We start from the raw sequence: 19,001 nt of genomic DNA, 5'->3' as shown, positions 1-19,001 counted from the left end.
GCGGTGAAATGCTGTGGAGCAAAACCCCGGATTCGGCCGGGGTATCTGGTCTTAACTGCCTGGCTGGACTTTACGTACCCAGAGGCCTGGGCCGCTACGCTGCATCGCGGCTGCGGTAGACACCACGGTATTACCCTGGAAGTCGAATGGAAAATCGCTAACATACGCGCGGAAGGTATACCAGGTACGGTCAGTTGGCAGAACCATCTCACCAGCAGAGACTGTAGGCACCGATTCACCATCAGACCAACCAATAGCCCAGTGGATCAGTTCATCCTGGTATTCATCCAGCTCCGCCAGTTGCCACATCAGATAATGCGAGTCATTCACTGGATCGGCATTAATTGTTACTGAAGCCTGCCCGGGAGTGCGAAGCCCTTTTTTATACGTCCGGCTATTACGCTCGCTAAGGCATGTATCTTCAATTTGATCTGCCGGGTTCGCACCGGGATTAAAGTTAGTTATGCATTCGATCTCATGAATAACACCGCGGATTAGCGCGTACAGCTGGGTACCCTGCGTTAACACAGACATAGTTCTCTCCAAAATAAAAAACCGGCACATGGCCGGCGTTAGGAAGGTTTGTTGAGTTAGGTGATTAGCGTTTAACTATCCAGTCAACGTCGAATGAATAGCGGAAGCGTTTTGTTTCAGGGTCGCGGCTTTGTGACCCCCAGCGGGTGATATAGGCATTTGGTTCGATAGCATCACGCAACGCTTTTGCAACCTCCTGAGCTGATGTCACAGTGTCCGAATAAACGTCCACCTGTAGCGTATAGCTATCGACATCGGGGCGCCTGTCCAGATAGTTTTCCGGTACTCCGCTGATGTTCTGCCACAGCGCGTAGGGATAAACGATATTGTCATCCTGCAGACCGAACGGATAAAGTCGCACGGGAGAGCCTAACAAATCCCTGACAGCCTGGCTGGCCGCGCAAACAGCAAATATTGGTGCGATCATCCACTTCTCCCCTTCTTAGCCGCTCTGGTTATCGCTCGATCGATAGCCTTTCCATATTCTTCAACGAAAGTTCTCGTTGCGTCTTCTGCGCTGGATTCAGCTGCCGGCCGCATGAAAGGTTCAGCTCGCATCTTTTCCGTTCCAAATTCCAGCAGGCGCCAGTGAGGTGTAGGGGCATTTTTAGCTTTATCGGGATGCTTTTTCAGCACTGCTCCATGCAAAACCCCAATTCTGAATGCAAGGTTCCCGTTACGCTTAAACTCGCGGCCATTCCAGCGCACTGCAATGTTATCTGCTATGCTTCGGCCTGTTGCAGGATCATCGAGCCGGCTTGCATTAGCCTTTGCCCTGTTAGCAATTATGTTTGCCGCTTTTCTTAACGCTGCTCGCCCGCCCTTACGCTTCATATCATCGGTGATTGACTCAAGCTTACCCAGTAACTCATCAACCCCGGTCAGCTTAAACTCAACCCCGTCAGCCATCGTTTACCCCCTCCGAGCAGGGCAACGTTAAATACTCCAGACCGCTATCAGGATCGGGAAGTACCCCCTCAATGTTGAAAATCTTCCCTCGATATAAAATGCGGCATTTAGGAGTAATATCGTTTCGCTGACGGATTGTGATCCTGGTAGTAATCTCGTTCTGGGTTGCCTGTGCCGATGTAAATTCCCTGGCGGAAAGGGGATATACTTCAGCCCAAATCCCATTATCTGCAGTTGACTGAACAAGGTTAACCCAATTTTTCACTACCTCTCCGGTCAATGGATCCTGCACCGAGACGGATTTCTGGGGAATAACACGATGTCGGAGTTTGCCGGCCTGCATATTACCCCCTCGTTTTTTGACTCAAGTAAACGGGGCGCTCGTCCCCCAATGTAGTAATTTCAATATCTTCATCTGCGGCCAGCGACTGGATAATGACGTCCCTCAAAGCGTTATTTGATTCAGCCAGACGGTTTATCGCTGCCGTTTGCTCTCTCTGTGCTGCTGTCTGCTCTTTCAACGCTGCGATCAGCGCGCTTACCTGTTGCTCGTTCATAGGCAATTTTCGTCCACTTTTTAATCCACTCGCGCCGCCTGGCGCAACCTGAACAGGCCATAATGTCCTCGTTAGAAAATGGTTGGCCGACGCAGATCGTAAATCAGCATCGTTACTGAGAAGGGAAGCTCACCCTGCTGAAGTTTTTCTTCCTCTTCTCCGTTGCGGTTGCGATCGAGGTAACCGAGAAGAATTAGAAGCGCACCCTGCACACGTTTAAGCGGCTCCCCCTCAATCAGATTCCCATCGCTGCTTACAACCAGTTCGCGGCTCCCCTGGATGTAGGAAAGCAAAGCTGCACTGCCTGACTGGATTTTCAGGAGCAGATCGCCATCACCTGCGTCATCGTCAATGCGCAAATGCTCTTTTGCTTGGGGTAAAGTTACAAGCTCAATCATACTTTACCCCTCCCATCCCGCCCGCGCTTGACGGCCAGAGTCCAGCCTTTAGAGCCAGTTTCACCCGGCTTATCCTGCGTCTGTTCGTCACAGTGCCAGAGTGAACCGCCCCATGTAACCGTATCGCCAGGCAGGTACTCATCGCCCGATTTGAATACGCCGCGGTACACCATAGTCGGTATATCAAAAGATTTTTTCTCACTGGCACCGCTTGCACGGTTGACGGTGACAATGAAATTTCGTTGACCATTCATGCTTATATCAACATCTGATACGCCATCGACGATGCATTCCCAGCCACGCATACCATGGGTTTTCTCGTAAGCACGCCAGAGGCCTCCGTTGTGGGTGGCATAATAGCCGCGCGTATAGCTCTTTCCTTCATCAATGAAAGGCTGTATTTCCAGTTGTAAGGCATCCCGTCCGTCCTGCGCCGGCGGTAACGCGGCGACCGCATCGTCCACCGCCTGCTTCAGCACTGCCGGATCGTAGTCTTTGCCGTCACGCGGGACCGGAATTTCACTAACCGCCGCGGTAACTAACTCCTGCAGCAACGGCCGCACGTCTTCCGGCGTCACGCTCTTGCCATCCTGCGCCGGCGGCAACGCGGCGACCGCATCGTCCACCGCCTGTTTCAGTACTGCCGGATCGTAGTCTTTGCCGTCACGCGGGACCGGAATTTCACCAACCGCTGCGGTGACTAACTCCTGCAGCAATGGCCGCACGTCTTCCGGCGTCACGCTCTTGCCATCCTGCGCCGGCGGCAACGCGGCGACCGCCTCGCTGACCATAGCGCCGATATCCGGTAATTCAGGAATTTTCGGAGCCGGGAGGGATGCCACTGCATCAGCCAGTTGTGCTGTAAAGTCAGGTGCCGTGGTATTCTTCAGGGTCGAAACTTCCTTGGTGAGCGCTGCCAACTTTTCTTCTGTTGCCTTTACGTGGTCGCCCAGACTTTTTCTGAAAGATTCACGTAGTTCGCTTAGCGCCTCGGAGAACTCCTCTCCAAGAGCCCTGATAAGGGAGAGTTCACGTTCATTCATTTAGCTAACAATCCTCGCAGCATCGCTTTTGCCGCCGTCAGTTCAGATTCAGACATGGCTTTCCCGCCCGATTCCTCTGGCGCCGTGACGCTGCTGGCACCAGATTTGGCAAATGGATCATCAGAAGCATCACGCCGTGCCAGCGCTTCAAGGCTGTAGTTTTGTTGCTGAAGATACAGCGCATCACCGCCGGGTAAAGGAGGAAGATTTTCACTCCTGCGCGCCTCATTTGGTGTCAGGATGGTATTTTTTACACCTTCGCCAAGAGACTTGATACGGCGCTCACTATCCATACGCAGCAGAGCATTAACATCAAACTCCGTGCCCGTTTCGCCATCAAGATCAAAGGCTTCATCCAGCAGCAATTCTATCGACTCAATGAGCGACTGAAGGCACTGAGAATAATATTGCTGATCCTGCGCTTCGATATTGTCGTGAGTGGGGAGTTCACCAACACCCACTTTATAGGCCGGGACGTGAAACACAGAACATATGATCTGAGCCGTCATACTCAGTTGTTCGACAGTCTGTGCATCAGCAGCAGATACTGTTGTGGGATTGTACTTAGCCCCGTTACTTAGAATGGCTGTCTTGCCGGCATTCTTGCCAGAATATCCTGAGTCCCAGTTTTCCTTTATTGTTCTGGCGTTTTCTTCAGTGAGGTAACCAGGCACCTCAATAACACCGCTGGGCTTTCCACCGTTACGGAAAAAAAAGGCGGAGTTTTCCTGAATATGGTGGCCCTGCATTGCCGCCAACCCAGCTGCGTAAATGGGAGACAAACCGATGAGAGGATGAAAGAGGCAGTTGAAGCGATCGTGAATCACCTCCCGCGCCGGGACAGTAACTGACGATTCAATACCGGTCATGTTATCAGGATTTATCTGATAGAAGACAGAGCCATCATCCGCCACCAGCGGCGTAACCTTGCGCCAGTCAAGCAGCCTGAGTTCACTAATGTTTCCGGCGTTATTGCGGATTTTTAACGCCACCGTATTTCCGTGACACAGTTTGGAGTTCAGCCAGTTCTCGAAGAACTGGATTCGGTTCTGAAAGGCATTCGGCCTTTTGTACAACGCCGGAATGTCCCCTGATTTTACCTCCTGCATGACTCCCTTTGAGTCGCGCCGCATCAGCCGTGGCGGCATTTTGGCAATATCACTCGCAATCAGCGATATGCAGGCAAAGACAGCATAATAAGAAAGAACGGTATCCTGACTGACCTCAAGGTTACGCTGCCATGCCCCAGCAAACGGCTCATGTATAGAGCTGTATAACGGGTTCCAGCCTCCGCGACTGGCAGGCTGCTGCAGGGCTTTTTCATTTCCCTGTTTTCTCCGGAAAGGATTCCACATTAGCCGTTCTCCGCTTTTCGCTTATTCTTTTTGCCATCGGTACGGGCACCGGTGAAATATTCGGCCTTGCCAAGCAGCACCAGCACCTTTGCGCAACGATCGTCCACGGCTTTCACATCGCCCGGCGCCGAGTCATGGGTACGTTGCAGATATCTGATTTTTGCCATGCAATGCGGCGGGGTTTCCCCCGCCCTCCTTCCGCTGTTTAGCTACCCTGGCTTGAGCTGTAGTTCACACCAGAGATAACCGCTACCGCTGCTGTACGGCGGCGCTTCCAGTTGATCCAGCGCTCAGCACGAATGGCCACGCTGTTGGTCTGGAACATGGAAACCAGTTCAGTTCCGGTCGGAGTGACGCTGTCGCCGGTCGGATCGCTTTCCATTTCCAGAGAGGCTTCACGCGACATATCCACCGCCACGCCACCATCATCAGCCAGATAAATATCCGGGGCGTTAAGCAGCGTCAGGTTGGTGCCAGCGTACTGGGAAACAATAGCCGGAAGGCCCTGAAAGGTGCCGCCAAGCAGGGTCATTTCCGGGTACATTTTCTGTCCCAGGGCATTTTTCTTCATGGACAGCGCCAGCGCGTTGGTGCTGGACATGATCCATACGCCGCCAGTCGGCTGCAGGTTATTCGCGACAAACTGAGCGAAGGCTGCTTCCGCATCAGCATCCGGGTCGCCGGTGGATGGTACAGCCACGATACCGTTGGTAACCGAGGCCGGAGAGACGTTAGCAACTTCAGCTTTAGCCGGGTTGATAAAGTCCGTATCCAGACGGGCGATGACAGCTTCTGCCAGGGCGTTACGCACCAGTGCATCGGCTGCCGGATTGGAGAAACGGATCAGCTCATCGGTCAGCACCGCGATAGCGGCGACCTTAGCAAAGCTGAACGTGATCGACTCAAAGTCGAATTTGGTCAGTGGCTTGGCCTTGCCCTGTCCAACCCAGTTTGCCGAACCGCCGGAAGTCTGTGCTGGAATACGGATATTGAACGGGACCTGGCGCAGGGCAGGAATACCACCCTGACCGAAACGGCCGATAATGGTTTGCGGGCGGAGGAATTCAACAAAATCATTTGCATATTCCTGATACTCCACCAGCGCGCCAGCCCACTGAGGATCAGTCGTTGTACCAGCACCTACAGCGGCCTTCAGTACATGGTGAAGCTTCGCATCATCAGGATACTGTTTACGGGCAATCTCCAGCGCTTCGGAGCGGCTGCCGTTAGCCGCGGCCAGCGCTTTCGCGAAGCGGGCAAAGGCGATGCCTTTTTCCAGTTTTTGCTCGACACGGATAATGCCGGGCGCACCAGTCTTAACCGTAGTGATTTCGCCATTAGCGGCTTTTGATACCGGTTTAGCGGTCGATGCCATATTGCTTTCCATGTCGCGAAGACGTTTCAGATGCTCATCAACTGCCTTAATTTCGGTAGACGTGTTGTCGTAGCTTTCGGTTTCTTCTGCGTCAAGCGTACGTCCTTCATCAGCTGCTTTACTCATGATGTCGCTGAGTGAGGCTGCCAGCGCTGAACGCTTCGCTTCGAAGCTCTTAATTTGTTCTGAAATATTCATCGAATTGATTCCTTTTTTGGTATTGGTTGCTGTAGCGCCAGCGGTTTTAGAGGTTTTCACTACCGGCTTCTCAATGCCAGACGCGGCAAGAAGCTGGCGATCGAAAGACTTAACGGTCTGGATGGAACATTCTGCGTTTGCAGGAATAGTCACCGCCGATACTTCAAGCAGGTCCCAGGACAAAAAGCGGATACCGCCTTCATCCAGGAAGGAGTACTCGATCGGTCGAAAGCCAATAGACAGCCCCCGGACCAAACCCGCCTTTATTGATGCCCAGGCTTCATCAAGACGAGCAACCAACTGCGACGGCATATCAGAAGTTGGTTTCACCAGCTTTGCGGTGATCTGCAATCCTTCCTTCACCATTTTTGGTGTGCATGTGCCGATAGGTTGCGATCGGTCGTGCTGCCATAGGAACGGCGTGTCACTACGGAATTTCGCCCCCTCGGGCTCCATGATGTCACCGTCACGATCTGGTGACGGTGTGGAGGCGATGCCGGTAATAATCCGATCATCCTCGTTTACCGACTTCACCGTCATGAGGGTACAGGCACGCTTAAGCGTCATTTACTGTCCTCCAGAAATGAAAAAACCCGCCTGAGCGGGTCATTAACTGACGTGTTTGTTATACGAAAAATACCTGGTAATCTTTTTTAGCAGGTTCAGGGTTAAGGGCCATGAGAGAAACGGCGTTAAACAATGCCATCAGTGGATCAATCTTGCCCTTACCACTGGCCTGTTTGGTGATCAGAATGGCGTTGCCTTTCGGCTCAACTCTGGCGTTTCCAACACACCAAGCCATCATCGGTTGACCACCATGTATCAATATGCCTTCAGCAAGTTTTCTCTCTGTGGTTTTAATTGCTCCACCAAGGCGCCAGCCCTGGCTGACCCCAACTACCGCATCGGCGGGAATACCTACCTCAATCAGCGCATCGAGTATTTGTCCGACACCAGACGGGTCAATACCAATCTTGTCCAGCAACTCGGCAGCGTAGATACGGCTGACGTATTCAGCCACCTCTTCCGTATCCTGTCCGACGCGCTTCACAATGGTCAGATCGCCGGCTTTGACGAAGTCATTAAATCGGGACTCTTCACTTTTACGCCGGCGGATCGCTATCTCATGTGCCCACGCATGACACCAGCAGAGCCACTCTCTTGTTTTGGCATCACGCCCAACCGCAGAGGCACCCAGCAGGTCATCAAGGCCGCCGCCGTCTATACCGACGGTGATCACCTCTGAACGTCGCAATAAATCTTCAAAACTGACACGCTGCGCCTGCTGTTCCCAGAAATCGCCGCCAGCCCAGCGGTCGCTGCGCAGGTTAAGGCCAATTTCGATGTTGAGATGCTTTGCCAGAAACTGCTGCAGCGTGCCGTCAGTTTTCGCCTGGTTCTTTCGCAGGTTATCGGCAATCCACTCCGGACTGACGGAAAGCCCGATGTTCGGGTTGGTGATATAGAAGTTCTCAGGCTGCAGATAGGCCTTGCTCTGGATCATACTGTCAGGGAATTCGTAGAGGATGCCCAGCGTTTTAGGATCGCTGATTTTGCCGTCGCGCACATCGCGCCAGTAATCGAGACGCTCCTTAAACACGCCCGCCGGCGGTTCATCGCTCTGCGTGGTAAGGTAAATAACCCAGCCCTCATTACGCGATACCTGGCCGCCAAGAGCCTCCATAAACATCGCCTCTGCGTTGGCACGCTTGCCGAAAAGCCAGAGTTCGTCGACGAGGATCCGGCCTGATTTCTTCCCGGAGACCGTGTCGGTATCAGCGGCCACCACTTTCAGCGTATTTCGTGTCACCCGGTGGGTGATAGTGCGGATATGATCCTGAATCTGGAACATATCCGTCAGTTCTTCATCCGCGCGTATCATGCCGGCGGCAGGTTTGAAGCTGTTGTCGGCCACCTCTTTCGTCGGTGCAAGAATAAGATGCTCCTCATCCTCACGCCAGCATAGAATGAGCGCAGTCAGCATTATGCCAGCGGCAATCGTCGACTTGGTGTTCTTCTTCGATATCAGCAGGCCGTATTCACGGATCAGCTGATTTCCGGTCTCGGCGTCGTACCCGCCGAAGATAACTTTTACAAAGTCGAATACCCACGCCTCTGAACACTCACCGAAAGTGGGCTTTCCAGGCAGGTCTGACACACGAAGTTCTCGGAATATACTCAGCGCCTGTTCAGCCTGGTCAGCAAATATTGGCGGCGGAATAATGGACTCGCCGTCGATGAGGCGTTTTTCCCAGTCGGTGCAGGCCGTGGACCACTGCGCCATGGATTACCCCTTTTTATTGTTTACCACCAGCTTTGGCGGTGCCATGGACCCGAACTTGCTCACGCCTGCAGCTACTTTTGCCGCAGCGTTGCGCGCTTCTTTTTTGCCCGTCTCCCCTTTTTTGGGGTGAACGTAAGGCAGCATGGCTTTGGCCGCATCCTTTCGGGTGTCGATGTCTTCAGTTGAGTCGTTCATCACTGCCATCAGAAACTGAAGAGGATCATCAAACTGGCCGACAACTGCGAGGCCCTCGGCCGGTACCGCCGCTCCTTCTTTTTTTTGCGGTGTGTTTACTGCTGGGGTGTAAACCTTTTTACCGTAGGTGGGAACGTCGTCAGTCTCGATGACTTCCTTTTTTTTACGACTAATAAACGCGATGACTTCCGGGTCCTTTGCAAGCTGCGACCCTTTGGACCGTGCGGATTTCTCCGAATACCCCGCCTTTATTGCCGCATCTTTTTGAGACATGCCGGACATCAGCGCGACCGCGAATTTTCGCTTTTGCGCTGTTAACATGTTTACACTCTCCAAAAGGGAATTTTTTCTGTGCGTGAGAGGGGGCGCGGTGTCCAGGCCCGCCGACGTTTACTCCAAACCCTCCCCCCCCCCACCTGCAAATGAAAATAGATATCATTTATGATGATATGATTTCACATGAAACTATTTCTAACGATATTGATATTGATTCCTATTTGCCTAATAGACCTGGGCAGATGCCGCTTCGCCCTCATCTGGTATTGAGTGCTTCAATGCCTCTTCATCTGGCTGACCACCAGCGGCTTCGCGAGCAGACTTACCGGCATGACATTCAGTACAAAGCGTCCATAGATTTTGCTCTGAGTTGTCACCACCAAACTGAAGGGCGATCCGGTGATCGAGTTCACTCTCGTGAAGGTCAACAACACGAGAGCACATGCAGCATTGTCCACTGTCACGAACCCAGATGCGCCGTTTAAGACTTACCCGGGCACCACCGCTAATGCGGCGATGCTCCCCATAAACCGGCTTGATACGGCGCGTATCGATTACTTTTAACCGGGGCTTTAAAGTCGTCAGCTTAGCCATAAAACCTCCATGCCCGTCGCCGTTCATTGCGATGCTGACCATCAGGGTGCTTCTCGACAGGTTTGCAATCAGCATGATCCACCAGCGAATAACACGGGTATATCACCGGGCCGCCGCAAGCGTCACCAACAGCATAATCAGCAGGTTTATTTGAATCCCACCGCGTCAGCACCTTCTGGATAAGATTCACCGGGACGCTATAACACACAGCATGTACAAGACGTAGCAGGGAAATGTGATCGGCCCGGATGCGATCAGCGGCAATTAGCTTAGTGGCTATCTCCAGCTGATAATGCGGAGGGCGGCCTGTACCGAGATAGAAAGAACATAAGGTGTCAGGGAAGCGGCCTAGCCATTCAACAACCTGAGCCTCAAAACCCGTCGCTGGTATTGCGTCATCCTCAATGATCACCACCCGACAATCTTGCTCGGCAGCCCACTCAATAGCACGCCGGTGATTCCATGCTGCCCCATGATCTTCTGGGTCGATCATCACGTGGGCAGATGGCCCGATTTGGTACGCCAGCGCTCTCGCCTGTTGCTCTCTTGAATGATGCCCAACCACCACAAACTTTATTTGTGTTTCCACCAGGCAACCTCCTTACCGAGTCCATCGGTTTTGAACACGGAGTGAACCAAGGGGCCGGTGATAATCCTGTCAGCGAATGACTGCGCCACAAGGCCAAATGCGATCATGTCACCAACCGCTGCGCCAGCCTGCTCTTTCTTCCAGAAGCGATAACTCTCGATCCGGTAATAAAGACGGATAATGCCGTGAGCGAACGACATTACATCAGCGCGGGAACCACCCAGAAGGCCAGCATTAAGCATTACATCGTTGCGGTGCGCGTCGATGAACTCCTGATAGATACGCTCTGGATGATTCTGCTTTGCCCAGATGTCGGCATAGGTCTTAGGCTCTGAACCAACATAGACCTTACCGGGAAGCATTTCTTCCCACGGCGCGCGGAGCATTTCGACATCGGTACCATCCGTACACCAGACGAACCGATATTCAGGATGCTCACGAAGGTGCTGCCAGATGTGCAGCCAGCGCCGGAAGTAGACGTTCATCTTGACGTCGGGGACGCGGTACAACTCTATGCCAGCCGGGCCCGTTTGCAGTTCATCCACCAGCGCGATACCGACACACTGTCGAAGCGAGGAAGCCCACTTGTTCAGCATGTCAGGCGATGCCGTCATTTTCGATCCGCGCTGCGGGTCAGGCTGGCTGGTAAGCAACGTTGTGATTACAACGTCACTCTGCCGCCGGTACTCAACATAACCGGTAAAGCCGGTATCACGCCGCTCGTTGTGGATTTTCACATTTCGTTCTACCAGCGCCACACGGTCAGGCTTTGGTACTGACCGCTCTACCGCCTCATGCTCATCGAGAGAATGAATCAGTTTTTCGGAGCCAGTTACATCGGCATAAGCCCACGTCGTCAACCCGGCGTTATGGATACGCAGGGCAAGGTCGCTGTGTTCGTACATACCGCGACCGTAGACAGAATCGAAACCGCCTACTTTCTCTATCGCACTACGATGGTAATACAGCATGACACCACGCTGCCCGGTATAAGCAACATGCCTTTCATCCCTGTAGAGTACCGCCAGATCATTCAGCTTATTGCGGCCAGCAAGATCGAGAAACTGATAAGCCAGATGTGGCTCCTGTGACTCGATGTAAGGTTGGTGCCAGTCGTCGGCTATTGGCCAGGCGTCATCGTCCCACAGGAAAAGATGCTCACAACCGGCTTCCATAAGCACAGACAGACTGGCGTTCTTCGAGGCCACAATACCGAGGGATTTATCATGCCTCAGCAGTTGCACACCAGAAGGGACAACAGCGGCGGGGCTTGAGCCATCATCTACTACGACCACCAGCGCACCAGCAGGTAGATGCTTCATGTGCTGATCAATGGCTCTCTTCAATACTTCTGGCCGCTGATGCGTGGTTATTGCAATTCCGATCCTTAAGTTTCCATTTGCCGCGGGCAAATATTCAATGCCGTCAATAATGACCCGCATCATTCACCCCCTGGAAACAGAGTTGACCGCCGTTCGGTAGTTGCGAGCGGCGGCTTCAGCTACAGCCTTTTTTATCAAATCAACCTTTTGTGAATCTCCTTCGTCGTCTAAGCGGATGGTGATTTGGTTTTCGGCATGCTCGTTATTCATATTAAAAATTGCAGTTATTAAGGGAATGCCTTTCGCATCGGTATCAACTGTCGTTGATACCTGCCCATCAAGAAGTTTACCGTCTACTGCAATTCCGTAACCCATAAACCGACCATAGCGATAGACCTTTGCGACCTGGAATTTCATGAGCGTTTCCTTTTAGACGTGAGCCTGTCGCACAGCCATGCCGCCCGAGAGGTAAACGCTACCTAACGGCATGACCCAGGCTCACTACTGAAAGACTCTCTTTTGAGAAGCGCGTGCGATGCGCATGAAAAAAGCCACCGGTTGGTGGCTTAATTAAATTTCTTCGCTGAAAAATACATTCTTACTTTGGTTTGCTCTCATGTATTTTTTTTACTTCATCGATAGTACTTTCGATCGCGTCAATTGTTCTAGTCACTTCATTTTCTGAATGACCTACAAAGCGATACACTTCATTACCTAACATGATTTGCTTGGCTTTTTCTGCAATCTTGTCTACATCATATCCAAGTTCAATTGCGGCACCGAGTACCGCGTGGACTGTTTGTTCCCAGACTTGTTCCTGCGACATTTCTCTGCTCCTTTTCTGAACGAGAAATAACATTATCACAGGCACTCAATGAATGCCTGCTGTAATGCCTACTGCTCTTTGGTGAATGACGTTATGCCTAGTTCAGTAAGCTGATGCTTTACCGCACCAATGCGTCGGCTAAGTTCACCGGTAACACTCCTGCGTACTGCATTAACAAAATCATCATCCTGATAACGACTCTGAATCGTGATACCTAACCCTTCCCCGCGTGCGACGAGTGAGTATTGCCCTTCAAGTTCCTTAAGCTGTTCGCATAAGATTGAAGCAGCGTTAACATTATGTATGTTCATTTCCGTTTACCTTGCCGCAGTTAGCCTGCACCGATTTGTTGTGCGCCAGAATGTCGCGCTTGGTCTGCTTATCCAGCACATCGATATCGTGGTCAGTAAGGTAGATAATCCTTACCCAGCTGCACGCGGTATCAACGACTACCGGGGCGGGTAAACTTTTCGCGCAGCTCCCGATCAACATAGTCATCAGGCATATGGCTAACAGTCTGCTGTACATCACTGGCCTCTTTCGTGACTTCTGCCTTACGTTCTGCCGCTGCGACAGTGGCGACGGCTTTCTCTTCAGTACGCTGCTGATCGGCTTTGGCTTCTGCCTTACTGGTCCCACGGGCATGACCAATACCGAACGCGCCAGCGATAGCAGCCAGGATGACAACCACCAGCCCCGCGATAGCTTCGATTCCCATAATTACCCCACCAGTACCGATTTTGCTTTCAGGAAGCGAGCGCGCCGGTTATTAATCCCGTTTTGCCCGCCGTTGATAATCTGCGTCACCCGGACAAGATCACCCGGATATTTCAAGCAACCTTTTGAGACATAGAACCACGCTGCACTACGGGCCGCATACGAGGACTGCTCCAGTAATTCTGGCTGTGCCACCAGATCAGCCTTCAGCCCGGCGCTGCAGTCCCGGTAATTAGAAAGTCCGGTTATTTGAATAAGTCCGCGCCCTCGATAAACCCAGCCATCAGTTGCCCTGTTGTTACCCAACCGCTTGCTATAGACAATATTGGCGATAGCCCGCTGGCGCTCCAGAGGTAACACTGTTTCCGACTGGCTGCGCCCGAGGGAATTGGCCTGATCCTGCGTTAACCTGCCGTAACGAACAAAATCAGCAAGCCCGGCGATGCTGTAGTTGAAATTCTCCACTACTCTGTTAAACCCAAGGCTCTCATGGCCGCATTGAGCAATGAACATTGCCTGATCGAGTGGAGCAGTGATGCCGAACTCTTTCATCGCAGCTGTAATATGCGGATACCAGCGCGCAGCTAACCCGGCGCTGATGCCAGCCGCCTTCTGGAATTGTGATTGATTCATTAGTGCCTCAGTGTATCGACCAGGCGCGCCACGTTACCCCGTGCCCACAGCACGGCGGCGCAGATAAGTATGTTTGCCAGTACCACCAGCCAGTGGGACGACTCATACAGGCCAAACAAGAATCGGAACGGGATGCTGGCGTACACCAGCACCATGAGATAAGCCAGAACTGATATGCCCGGGCGGTGCCGTGCGCTACCTCGCTGGTAGAACATCAGGGCAATAACGATAACGGCGCAAATCACAGCATTGGCCGGCGCAGACGGGTCATTTATCACCACTCGAACCTCCTCCCCTTAATCGGGAAAGTAATCCGAACAGGCTGCTCAGGTCCTGGCTATTGATGAAAGTCAGTACTTTGATGGTGATAGCCGATGCCACCACCGCACCGAGTGCATCTAGCGGCCGGTCTGTATAGCCTGTCCAGGTAGTAAATTTTGAGCCTAATAGTCCAGCGGCCAGGACACCGACAATAAACGATGTCATGAAGTAGGCTATCTGCCTCCCTCGCGTCAGATTTGCGGTGGTTGCCACATAAAACACCGCGCCACCGAAGGCACCAAATACCACACCAAAATCGGTATGAGTGATAACGCCATACACGATGGAACCAATTAACCCGCCTCCAAAAATCAGGCCGGTACCAGTTAAAGGATCGGACATTGAGCCCCCTCTTATTGCTGTGAGTCCTCTCATAAGCGAGGGGAATAAAAAGGCCCGCTATAAAGCAGGCTAAAGAACACTCTGTCAAAGGCACCCTCACGGATGCCTTTTGCACAATGTCATGCTTTTCTTTTAAACGGCCATCGCCGGCACACCACCAGCGCAGCGACGATAACCACCAGCAGCACCATATCCATGAGCATGCCGGCCAGGCGCCAGGCCACCAGCAGCAGAACGGTAAACAGCACCCAGAAAAACAGCCTGCGCATCATGGTTACTTACCGTTGGTCCCGAGCACCCGGCTCAGGTTTTTCAGCAGGACGGTCGAGGCCGTTTCCAGCATGTCATCACCGGCATCAGTATTGGCGACCACCAGTGTTTTGGTACACGGCACCTTCACCTTCGAATCGCTAAGCCACCCGGATTCGGTCACCGCTTTTTTCAGTTCGTACACCGGTTTTCCGTTCGGCAACTTGTCGTCAACGTGCCAGCCGTTCATGTCGATCATGGTCAGGCCGCTGCCTTCCTGGTTAACGGCTTCTAGGAACTTATTCGACCTGTCCGGCGCGGATACCCAGAGGAAGGCGTCATATTCGCCGGTTGTGACCTTAGCCAGGGAGCGCACGCCGCCTTTGGCATAGGTCTCGACTTTGGCGTAGTCCTTTTCCAGTCCCTGCAGGTATTGCCAGGAGGCATACGATCCGCTGGTGGGCTCACCGACGGCAATTTTCACACCTGCTTTTAAATCACCCTCATCGCTGACTTTGCTGCCCTTCTTCACCGCGACAAAAACGCATTCATCAGCCAGTTCGCCGATGATGTCCACCTTCTGGGCTTCGTTGACGTGACGGCCGCGCCAGTATTGAAAGGCATCGGCCTGGGTAAACCCAATCTGAGCGGCACCGCTGGCAACCTTGTCGAGGTTGTCCAGCGAGCCTTTGCTGGGGATCACCGTCGAACTGTAACCATATTCACTCATTGCACTGGCGAGGTTCACGCCGTACACCGCGTTGTAGGTCAAACCCTGTTGACCCGTGGTGATGACGACTTCAGCAGCCGAAGCTGCGTTACTCAAGCACAGCGAAGCGACCGCGATTGCGGCCATGATGACTTTTTTCATGTGACTTTCCTTTTGAGGTGAGCCTTCGCCCGGAGTGGCCGCCCTGCAGAACAGTCACACGACCATTCCAAAGGCTCACCCCGAAAAGCTCTGCAGGTTTTATGCGCCGGGCGTGGCGCGGATATGAAAAAGGCCCGCGGATTCGGGCCTTCAATTGCCACTATATGGCGGCTTTTTCACCAGTCTGATATTGTTGATTCGCCAAAACCAAAACATACCAAAGGGAAATACAATGGCTGAGTATACCGTCAGAGTTGAATTAATTGACGCACAAGCAAGCGACTACGAACTTCTACATCAAAAAATGCAAGCAAAAGGCTATCTAAGAGAAATAACTGGTGATAACGGGGAGCGTTACCAACTTCCACCTGCAGAATATGTTGCCCAGAAAGAACTTGAGGTAACAGGTGTTCGCGATGAAGTCCGCACAATTGCAAACACAGTCAAAAATAACAGAGTTCTTGTGACTAAATCTGATGGACAAGCATGGTATCTGGATGCTCTTTAACTAGCGAGATTGCCCATTTTTCGCCCTGCCATCATCACACTCATCCGGAGCACTATCAAAGTGCTCCAGTTTAATAAATGCCGCAGCAATCCCTTCAGCAAGCATTTCAAATTTCTCCTTACTTCCTGGAGCAAGTTGAATGATGGCTGTCGTCAGAGAATTTCTAGCCGCATCCGCTGATGCAGGGCTGAGTTCTTTAAATTTCATAGGGACTCCTGAATAGAAAAGGCCCGCGAACGCGAGCCTGTTGGTTCCGCTTACTGATACGGAGCGACCAGCCGCAGCTGTCGCAGATTCAAATTGTGGCCCTGCTTTGGAGTCACTTTGCGCTCAGCTGGGACGTGTAGGTTTCGCATCGTGATCGGGATTCGCTTCAGACGCTGGCCCCGCTGCCGTTCTGGTGCTGATTGACGGAATCGAACCGCCGACATCCTGCTTACAAGGCAGGCGCTCTACCTGCTGAGCTAAACCAGCAAATTACGCATTTCACTTACCGTCTGATCAAATCGCTCCTTCTCAAGCTCAACACCGATACCATTCCGACCGAGCAAAGCGGCCTGCTTAAGCGTTGAGCCAGATCCAAAGAAGAAATCCGCGACTACCTCACCAGGTCTGCTGCTTGCTTTGATGATCTGCTGCAGCATATCGGCGGGCTTTTCACATGGGTGCTTCCCCGGGTAGAACTGAACCGGCTTATGAGTCCAGACATCGGTATATGGCACCGTGACAGAAACGCTGAAAGGTCTACGTAGACGCTGATACTCCTGCTGGAGTTCTGCGTATTTCCGGTTAAGTGATTGCCAAGTTGCCACCAGCTGGTGGTGAGGCCTCTCCAGCTCATTGCGTGCATGCTTGTCACCGGCAATTTGCTGGAACAATGCCTGGAGCTTCAAATAGTCGGTTTCGCTCGGCAACTGCCACTGGCTAAGACCAAACCAGTGGGAAACCATATTTTTCTTTCCCGTTGCAGCAGCAATTTGAGCAGAGGTTACCCCCAGAGACTCTCTGGCATCACGGAAATATGAAATTAATGGAGTCATGACATGCTGCTTAAGCTCGCTGCATTTGACAGCGAAACCATCATTTTTCGGCCTGTATGGGCCCTGATAATGATCAGCAAAAATGATCCGCTCAGTAGCCGGGAAATATGAACGCAGACTTTCTTTATTGCATCCATTCCAGCGGCCTGATGGTTTGGCCCAGATGATATGGTTGAGCAGGTTAAAACGCTCTCTAACCAGTATTTCAATATCGGAGGCTAAACGGTGCCCGCAGAACAGGTACATACTGCCGGAGGGTTTTAATACCCGCCAGAACTCGGACAAACATCTATCCAGCCAACGTAAGTAATCCTCGTCCCCTTTCCACTGATTATCCCAGCCGTTCGGCTTTACCTTAAAGTAAGGCGGGTCCGTAACGATTAGGTCGATAGAGTTATCAGGTAGAGATGGAAGATATTGCAGGCAGTCAGCATTCACCAACTTAATACTGGATATTTTTACAGTGTTTTTCATAGATCAGTAAGCGTAACTCTGGTAGGCTCACTATGCTTTTGCGCTAAAGCAGTGGGCCATGGTTCGCTTGTGACCTTCTACATGAGCGAATGGCTGGCTGGGTGCTACAACACCCACCAGCCGCCCATTTTCACAGCAGGAAACCTCCATTACTGGAGGCGCTTGTAACACCCAAACTGGTAATCAGATAACCCCGCCATCACAAGCTGCGTCAGTATTAACTGGCAACGTTCGCGCGTCAGGTGCGTATTCTGTGCAATCTCCCCAGCCGTTGCAGGCTTCTCGCTTAAGGCGCTCAAAACCGCTTTGGCTGTTTCTGTTATATCTTGCTGATTTAGCATGTCTTTTACCCTTTCATTTGGCGTGACACACAGATAACTCTGGTCGAATAATTCAGCAAGCTACAAATTACCGCCACAGCGAGAAATGTGATTCGCAGCCATAAAAAAACCCGCTCGGAGGCGGGTTTGATAACGTTGAACATACAATGCCCATCGTTAAGATTAAATTTACACAAAAACGGCAACTTTGCAAGTATCGTGTCGCTATTTCATGCGAAATTTATCAAATCAGTCGTTTTTGTAACGCGCCGGAGTTGAGCATCAGTAAAACTCTCCTCCACAAAACATTTGGTCACCAGGCTTTCATAAAAAGGTTTCCAGCTATAACGCCAGGTACGCTCCGGCAAGCCAGGTAGCTCTGAAAGGATGCCGCGGTATGCGTTGGAGGATTTTGGCCTGCTAAACCCGCGGCCTTCACAACGCTTACATGTCTTGTAGACAGGCACTCCCTGAAGTTCTGATTCTTTGCGGTCAAGTGTCTTCCCCGTCCCGCTGCACTGGCAGCGCTTACTGATTTTCCCGGTGCCATGGCATTTCACACAAAGCACGTGATCGACATCCTGCACCTGCCGCTTAACCTCAAAATCCGAAGGCGACTGCCTGAGGTCTTTTGCCCATTGCGGTAATCTCATTGTGTAGTGGCTTTTCTCGACCATTTTAACTTTCTTCACGAACCCCTTACCTGCGCATTTCGTACAGTCCGTAGTATCAGCAGCTGATGAGGAGTAGTCGTAATATGCGAACCTGGCGATGATCAGCATGCAAAGAGGAAATTTCTTGCCGGCGGCTTTCCTGACTGAGCGGGGAGCATTCTTCTTTGCATATTCGGCCAACCAGTGAATTGATGCCATGCGGTCATTCTCGCTGATGCCAGCCTTACCCAGGAACATGGATAATCCAATCCCCGCTTCGGCCTGCGTCATCCCCAGCGCAGCCATAACGTCAGTTACGGTGAGTTGTTCGCTGGCAGTTGCTCTCCCGCTATCTGAAATATGCATTCCTTTCGGGGCAAAGAATTTTGGAATTGATTCGATATTCATGCTCAGCACT

At 52.0% G+C, this 19,001-nt stretch carries 29 protein-coding genes and 1 tRNA gene; 1 reads left to right on the top strand and 29 read right to left on the bottom strand.

What is annotated here, in order from left to right:
* Nucleotides 1–51: 51 nt before the first annotated feature.
* The 24 genes from CWM61_RS09300 to CWM61_RS09190 form a co-directional block, all read right to left on the bottom strand.
* Entirely contained in the window at nucleotides 52–534 is a 483-nt protein-coding gene (locus CWM61_RS09300) for a phage tail tube protein (protein ID WP_023343204.1), read from the bottom strand.
* 64 nt (nucleotides 535–598) lie between these two features.
* Complete coding sequence (locus tag CWM61_RS09295) at nucleotides 599–961, bottom strand: DUF3168 domain-containing protein (RefSeq protein ID WP_008806070.1); 363 nt, start codon at nucleotides 959–961, stop codon at nucleotides 599–601.
* Complete coding sequence (locus CWM61_RS09290) at nucleotides 958–1,443, bottom strand: HK97-gp10 family putative phage morphogenesis protein (RefSeq protein ID WP_008806069.1); 486 nt, start codon at nucleotides 1,441–1,443, stop codon at nucleotides 958–960. Before CWM61_RS09290 ends, CWM61_RS09295 begins: the two co-directional genes overlap by 4 nt.
* The gene (locus CWM61_RS09285; RefSeq protein ID WP_008806068.1) at nucleotides 1,436–1,786 is read right to left on the bottom strand and encodes a phage head closure protein; all 351 of its coding nucleotides are present in this window, start codon (nucleotides 1,784–1,786) and stop codon (nucleotides 1,436–1,438) included. Before CWM61_RS09285 ends, CWM61_RS09290 begins: the two co-directional genes overlap by 8 nt.
* A gap of 1 nt (nucleotide 1,787) precedes the next feature.
* Nucleotides 1,788–2,000, bottom strand: a complete 213-nt coding sequence (locus tag CWM61_RS09280) for a hypothetical protein (protein ID WP_032701061.1) — start codon at nucleotides 1,998–2,000, stop codon at nucleotides 1,788–1,790.
* 71 nt (nucleotides 2,001–2,071) lie between these two features.
* A complete protein-coding gene (locus CWM61_RS09275) occupies nucleotides 2,072–2,398 on the bottom strand; it encodes a head-tail connector protein (RefSeq protein WP_008806067.1) in 327 nt (108 codons plus the stop codon).
* A complete protein-coding gene (locus tag CWM61_RS29830) occupies nucleotides 2,395–3,441 on the bottom strand; it encodes a phage portal protein (RefSeq protein ID WP_100631123.1) in 1,047 nt (348 codons plus the stop codon). The genes CWM61_RS09275 and CWM61_RS29830 overlap by 4 nt, the downstream gene beginning before the upstream one ends.
* Nucleotides 3,438–4,796, bottom strand: coding sequence for a phage portal protein (locus tag CWM61_RS29825; RefSeq protein ID WP_100631122.1), 1,359 nt, complete (start codon nucleotides 4,794–4,796; stop codon nucleotides 3,438–3,440). The genes CWM61_RS29830 and CWM61_RS29825 overlap by 4 nt, the downstream gene beginning before the upstream one ends.
* Nucleotides 4,796–4,963 (bottom strand): hypothetical protein, encoded by a 168-nt coding sequence (locus CWM61_RS29130; protein ID WP_086076060.1) that lies wholly within the window; start codon nucleotides 4,961–4,963, stop codon nucleotides 4,796–4,798. Before CWM61_RS29130 ends, CWM61_RS29825 begins: the two co-directional genes overlap by 1 nt.
* A gap of 38 nt (nucleotides 4,964–5,001) precedes the next feature.
* Complete coding sequence (locus tag CWM61_RS09260; protein WP_100631121.1) at nucleotides 5,002–6,936, bottom strand: phage major capsid protein; 1,935 nt, start codon at nucleotides 6,934–6,936, stop codon at nucleotides 5,002–5,004.
* Between the two features lie 58 nt (nucleotides 6,937–6,994).
* The gene (locus tag CWM61_RS09255) at nucleotides 6,995–8,653 is read right to left on the bottom strand and encodes a terminase large subunit (protein WP_100631120.1); all 1,659 of its coding nucleotides are present in this window, start codon (nucleotides 8,651–8,653) and stop codon (nucleotides 6,995–6,997) included.
* Between the two features lie 3 nt (nucleotides 8,654–8,656).
* Entirely contained in the window at nucleotides 8,657–9,169 is a 513-nt protein-coding gene (locus CWM61_RS09250) for a terminase small subunit (RefSeq protein WP_100631119.1), read from the bottom strand.
* A 180-nt stretch (nucleotides 9,170–9,349) separates the two neighbouring features.
* Nucleotides 9,350–9,718, bottom strand: coding sequence for an HNH endonuclease (locus tag CWM61_RS09245; protein WP_008806062.1), 369 nt, complete (start codon nucleotides 9,716–9,718; stop codon nucleotides 9,350–9,352).
* Complete coding sequence (locus CWM61_RS09240) at nucleotides 9,711–10,310, bottom strand: hypothetical protein (protein WP_080871594.1); 600 nt, start codon at nucleotides 10,308–10,310, stop codon at nucleotides 9,711–9,713. Before CWM61_RS09240 ends, CWM61_RS09245 begins: the two co-directional genes overlap by 8 nt.
* Nucleotides 10,292–11,749 carry a glycosyltransferase family 2 protein gene (locus CWM61_RS09235; RefSeq protein WP_080871623.1) on the bottom strand — a complete coding sequence of 486 codons (1,458 nt, stop codon included), beginning with the start codon at nucleotides 11,747–11,749 and terminating at the stop codon, nucleotides 10,292–10,294. Before CWM61_RS09235 ends, CWM61_RS09240 begins: the two co-directional genes overlap by 19 nt.
* Before the next feature lie 3 nt (nucleotides 11,750–11,752).
* Nucleotides 11,753–12,046: a hypothetical protein gene (locus CWM61_RS09230; protein ID WP_100631118.1), complete on the bottom strand. Its 294-nt coding sequence runs from the start codon at nucleotides 12,044–12,046 to the stop codon at nucleotides 11,753–11,755.
* A 181-nt stretch (nucleotides 12,047–12,227) separates the two neighbouring features.
* Nucleotides 12,228–12,455 (bottom strand): hypothetical protein, encoded by a 228-nt coding sequence (locus CWM61_RS09225; RefSeq protein ID WP_048290400.1) that lies wholly within the window; start codon nucleotides 12,453–12,455, stop codon nucleotides 12,228–12,230.
* 297 nt (nucleotides 12,456–12,752) lie between these two features.
* Nucleotides 12,753–12,947 carry a hypothetical protein gene (locus tag CWM61_RS29820; RefSeq protein ID WP_100631116.1) on the bottom strand — a complete coding sequence of 65 codons (195 nt, stop codon included), beginning with the start codon at nucleotides 12,945–12,947 and terminating at the stop codon, nucleotides 12,753–12,755.
* On the bottom strand, nucleotides 12,898–13,173 hold the full coding sequence (locus CWM61_RS09210; protein WP_100631115.1) for a hypothetical protein: 276 nt from the start codon (nucleotides 13,171–13,173) through the stop codon (nucleotides 12,898–12,900). Before CWM61_RS09210 ends, CWM61_RS29820 begins: the two co-directional genes overlap by 50 nt.
* 2 nt (nucleotides 13,174–13,175) lie before the next feature.
* Complete coding sequence (locus CWM61_RS09205; RefSeq protein ID WP_100631114.1) at nucleotides 13,176–13,805, bottom strand: glycoside hydrolase family 19 protein; 630 nt, start codon at nucleotides 13,803–13,805, stop codon at nucleotides 13,176–13,178.
* Nucleotides 13,805–14,086 carry a phage holin family protein gene (locus tag CWM61_RS09200; RefSeq protein WP_080871598.1) on the bottom strand — a complete coding sequence of 94 codons (282 nt, stop codon included), beginning with the start codon at nucleotides 14,084–14,086 and terminating at the stop codon, nucleotides 13,805–13,807. Before CWM61_RS09200 ends, CWM61_RS09205 begins: the two co-directional genes overlap by 1 nt.
* Nucleotides 14,073–14,468 carry a phage holin family protein gene (locus CWM61_RS09195; RefSeq protein WP_080871599.1) on the bottom strand — a complete coding sequence of 132 codons (396 nt, stop codon included), beginning with the start codon at nucleotides 14,466–14,468 and terminating at the stop codon, nucleotides 14,073–14,075. The genes CWM61_RS09200 and CWM61_RS09195 overlap by 14 nt, the downstream gene beginning before the upstream one ends.
* Before the next feature lie 119 nt (nucleotides 14,469–14,587).
* A complete protein-coding gene (locus CWM61_RS29125) occupies nucleotides 14,588–14,740 on the bottom strand; it encodes a hypothetical protein (protein ID WP_165785259.1) in 153 nt (50 codons plus the stop codon).
* A gap of 2 nt (nucleotides 14,741–14,742) precedes the next feature.
* Nucleotides 14,743–15,588 (bottom strand): TAXI family TRAP transporter solute-binding subunit, encoded by an 846-nt coding sequence (locus tag CWM61_RS09190; RefSeq protein ID WP_179133323.1) that lies wholly within the window; start codon nucleotides 15,586–15,588, stop codon nucleotides 14,743–14,745.
* 232 nt (nucleotides 15,589–15,820) lie between these two features.
* Here CWM61_RS09190 and CWM61_RS09185 point away from each other — a divergent pair, with 232 nt between their 5' ends.
* Nucleotides 15,821–16,096 carry a hypothetical protein gene (locus CWM61_RS09185; protein WP_080871600.1) on the top strand — a complete coding sequence of 92 codons (276 nt, stop codon included), beginning with the start codon at nucleotides 15,821–15,823 and terminating at the stop codon, nucleotides 16,094–16,096.
* On the opposite strand, the gene CWM61_RS09180 is transcribed toward CWM61_RS09185, so the two are convergent.
* The 5 genes from CWM61_RS09180 to CWM61_RS09160 all read right to left on the bottom strand — a co-directional run bounded on the left by CWM61_RS09180 (nucleotide 16,097) and on the right by CWM61_RS09160 (nucleotide 18,991).
* Nucleotides 16,097–16,303, bottom strand: a complete 207-nt coding sequence (locus CWM61_RS09180; RefSeq protein WP_080871601.1) for a hypothetical protein — start codon at nucleotides 16,301–16,303, stop codon at nucleotides 16,097–16,099.
* Between the two features lie 191 nt (nucleotides 16,304–16,494).
* A tRNA-Thr gene (locus CWM61_RS09175) sits at nucleotides 16,495–16,570 on the bottom strand.
* Complete coding sequence (locus CWM61_RS09170; protein WP_080871602.1) at nucleotides 16,561–17,610, bottom strand: DNA-methyltransferase; 1,050 nt, start codon at nucleotides 17,608–17,610, stop codon at nucleotides 16,561–16,563. The genes CWM61_RS09175 and CWM61_RS09170 overlap by 10 nt, the downstream gene beginning before the upstream one ends.
* A gap of 149 nt (nucleotides 17,611–17,759) precedes the next feature.
* On the bottom strand, nucleotides 17,760–17,951 hold the full coding sequence (locus tag CWM61_RS09165; RefSeq protein ID WP_080871603.1) for a TrmB family transcriptional regulator: 192 nt from the start codon (nucleotides 17,949–17,951) through the stop codon (nucleotides 17,760–17,762).
* Nucleotides 17,952–18,160: 209 nt separating this feature from the next.
* Nucleotides 18,161–18,991 carry an antitermination protein gene (locus CWM61_RS09160; protein ID WP_038808199.1) on the bottom strand — a complete coding sequence of 277 codons (831 nt, stop codon included), beginning with the start codon at nucleotides 18,989–18,991 and terminating at the stop codon, nucleotides 18,161–18,163.
* Nucleotides 18,992–19,001 lie beyond the last annotated feature (10 nt).

The organism is Klebsiella sp. K-Nf6 (assembly GCF_002806655.1).
GTDB classification, from domain to species: Bacteria; Pseudomonadota; Gammaproteobacteria; order Enterobacterales; family Enterobacteriaceae; genus Klebsiella; species Klebsiella variicola.
Note: the sequence above shows the minus strand (reverse complement) of the source record. Positions and strands in the feature narration are given on the sequence as shown.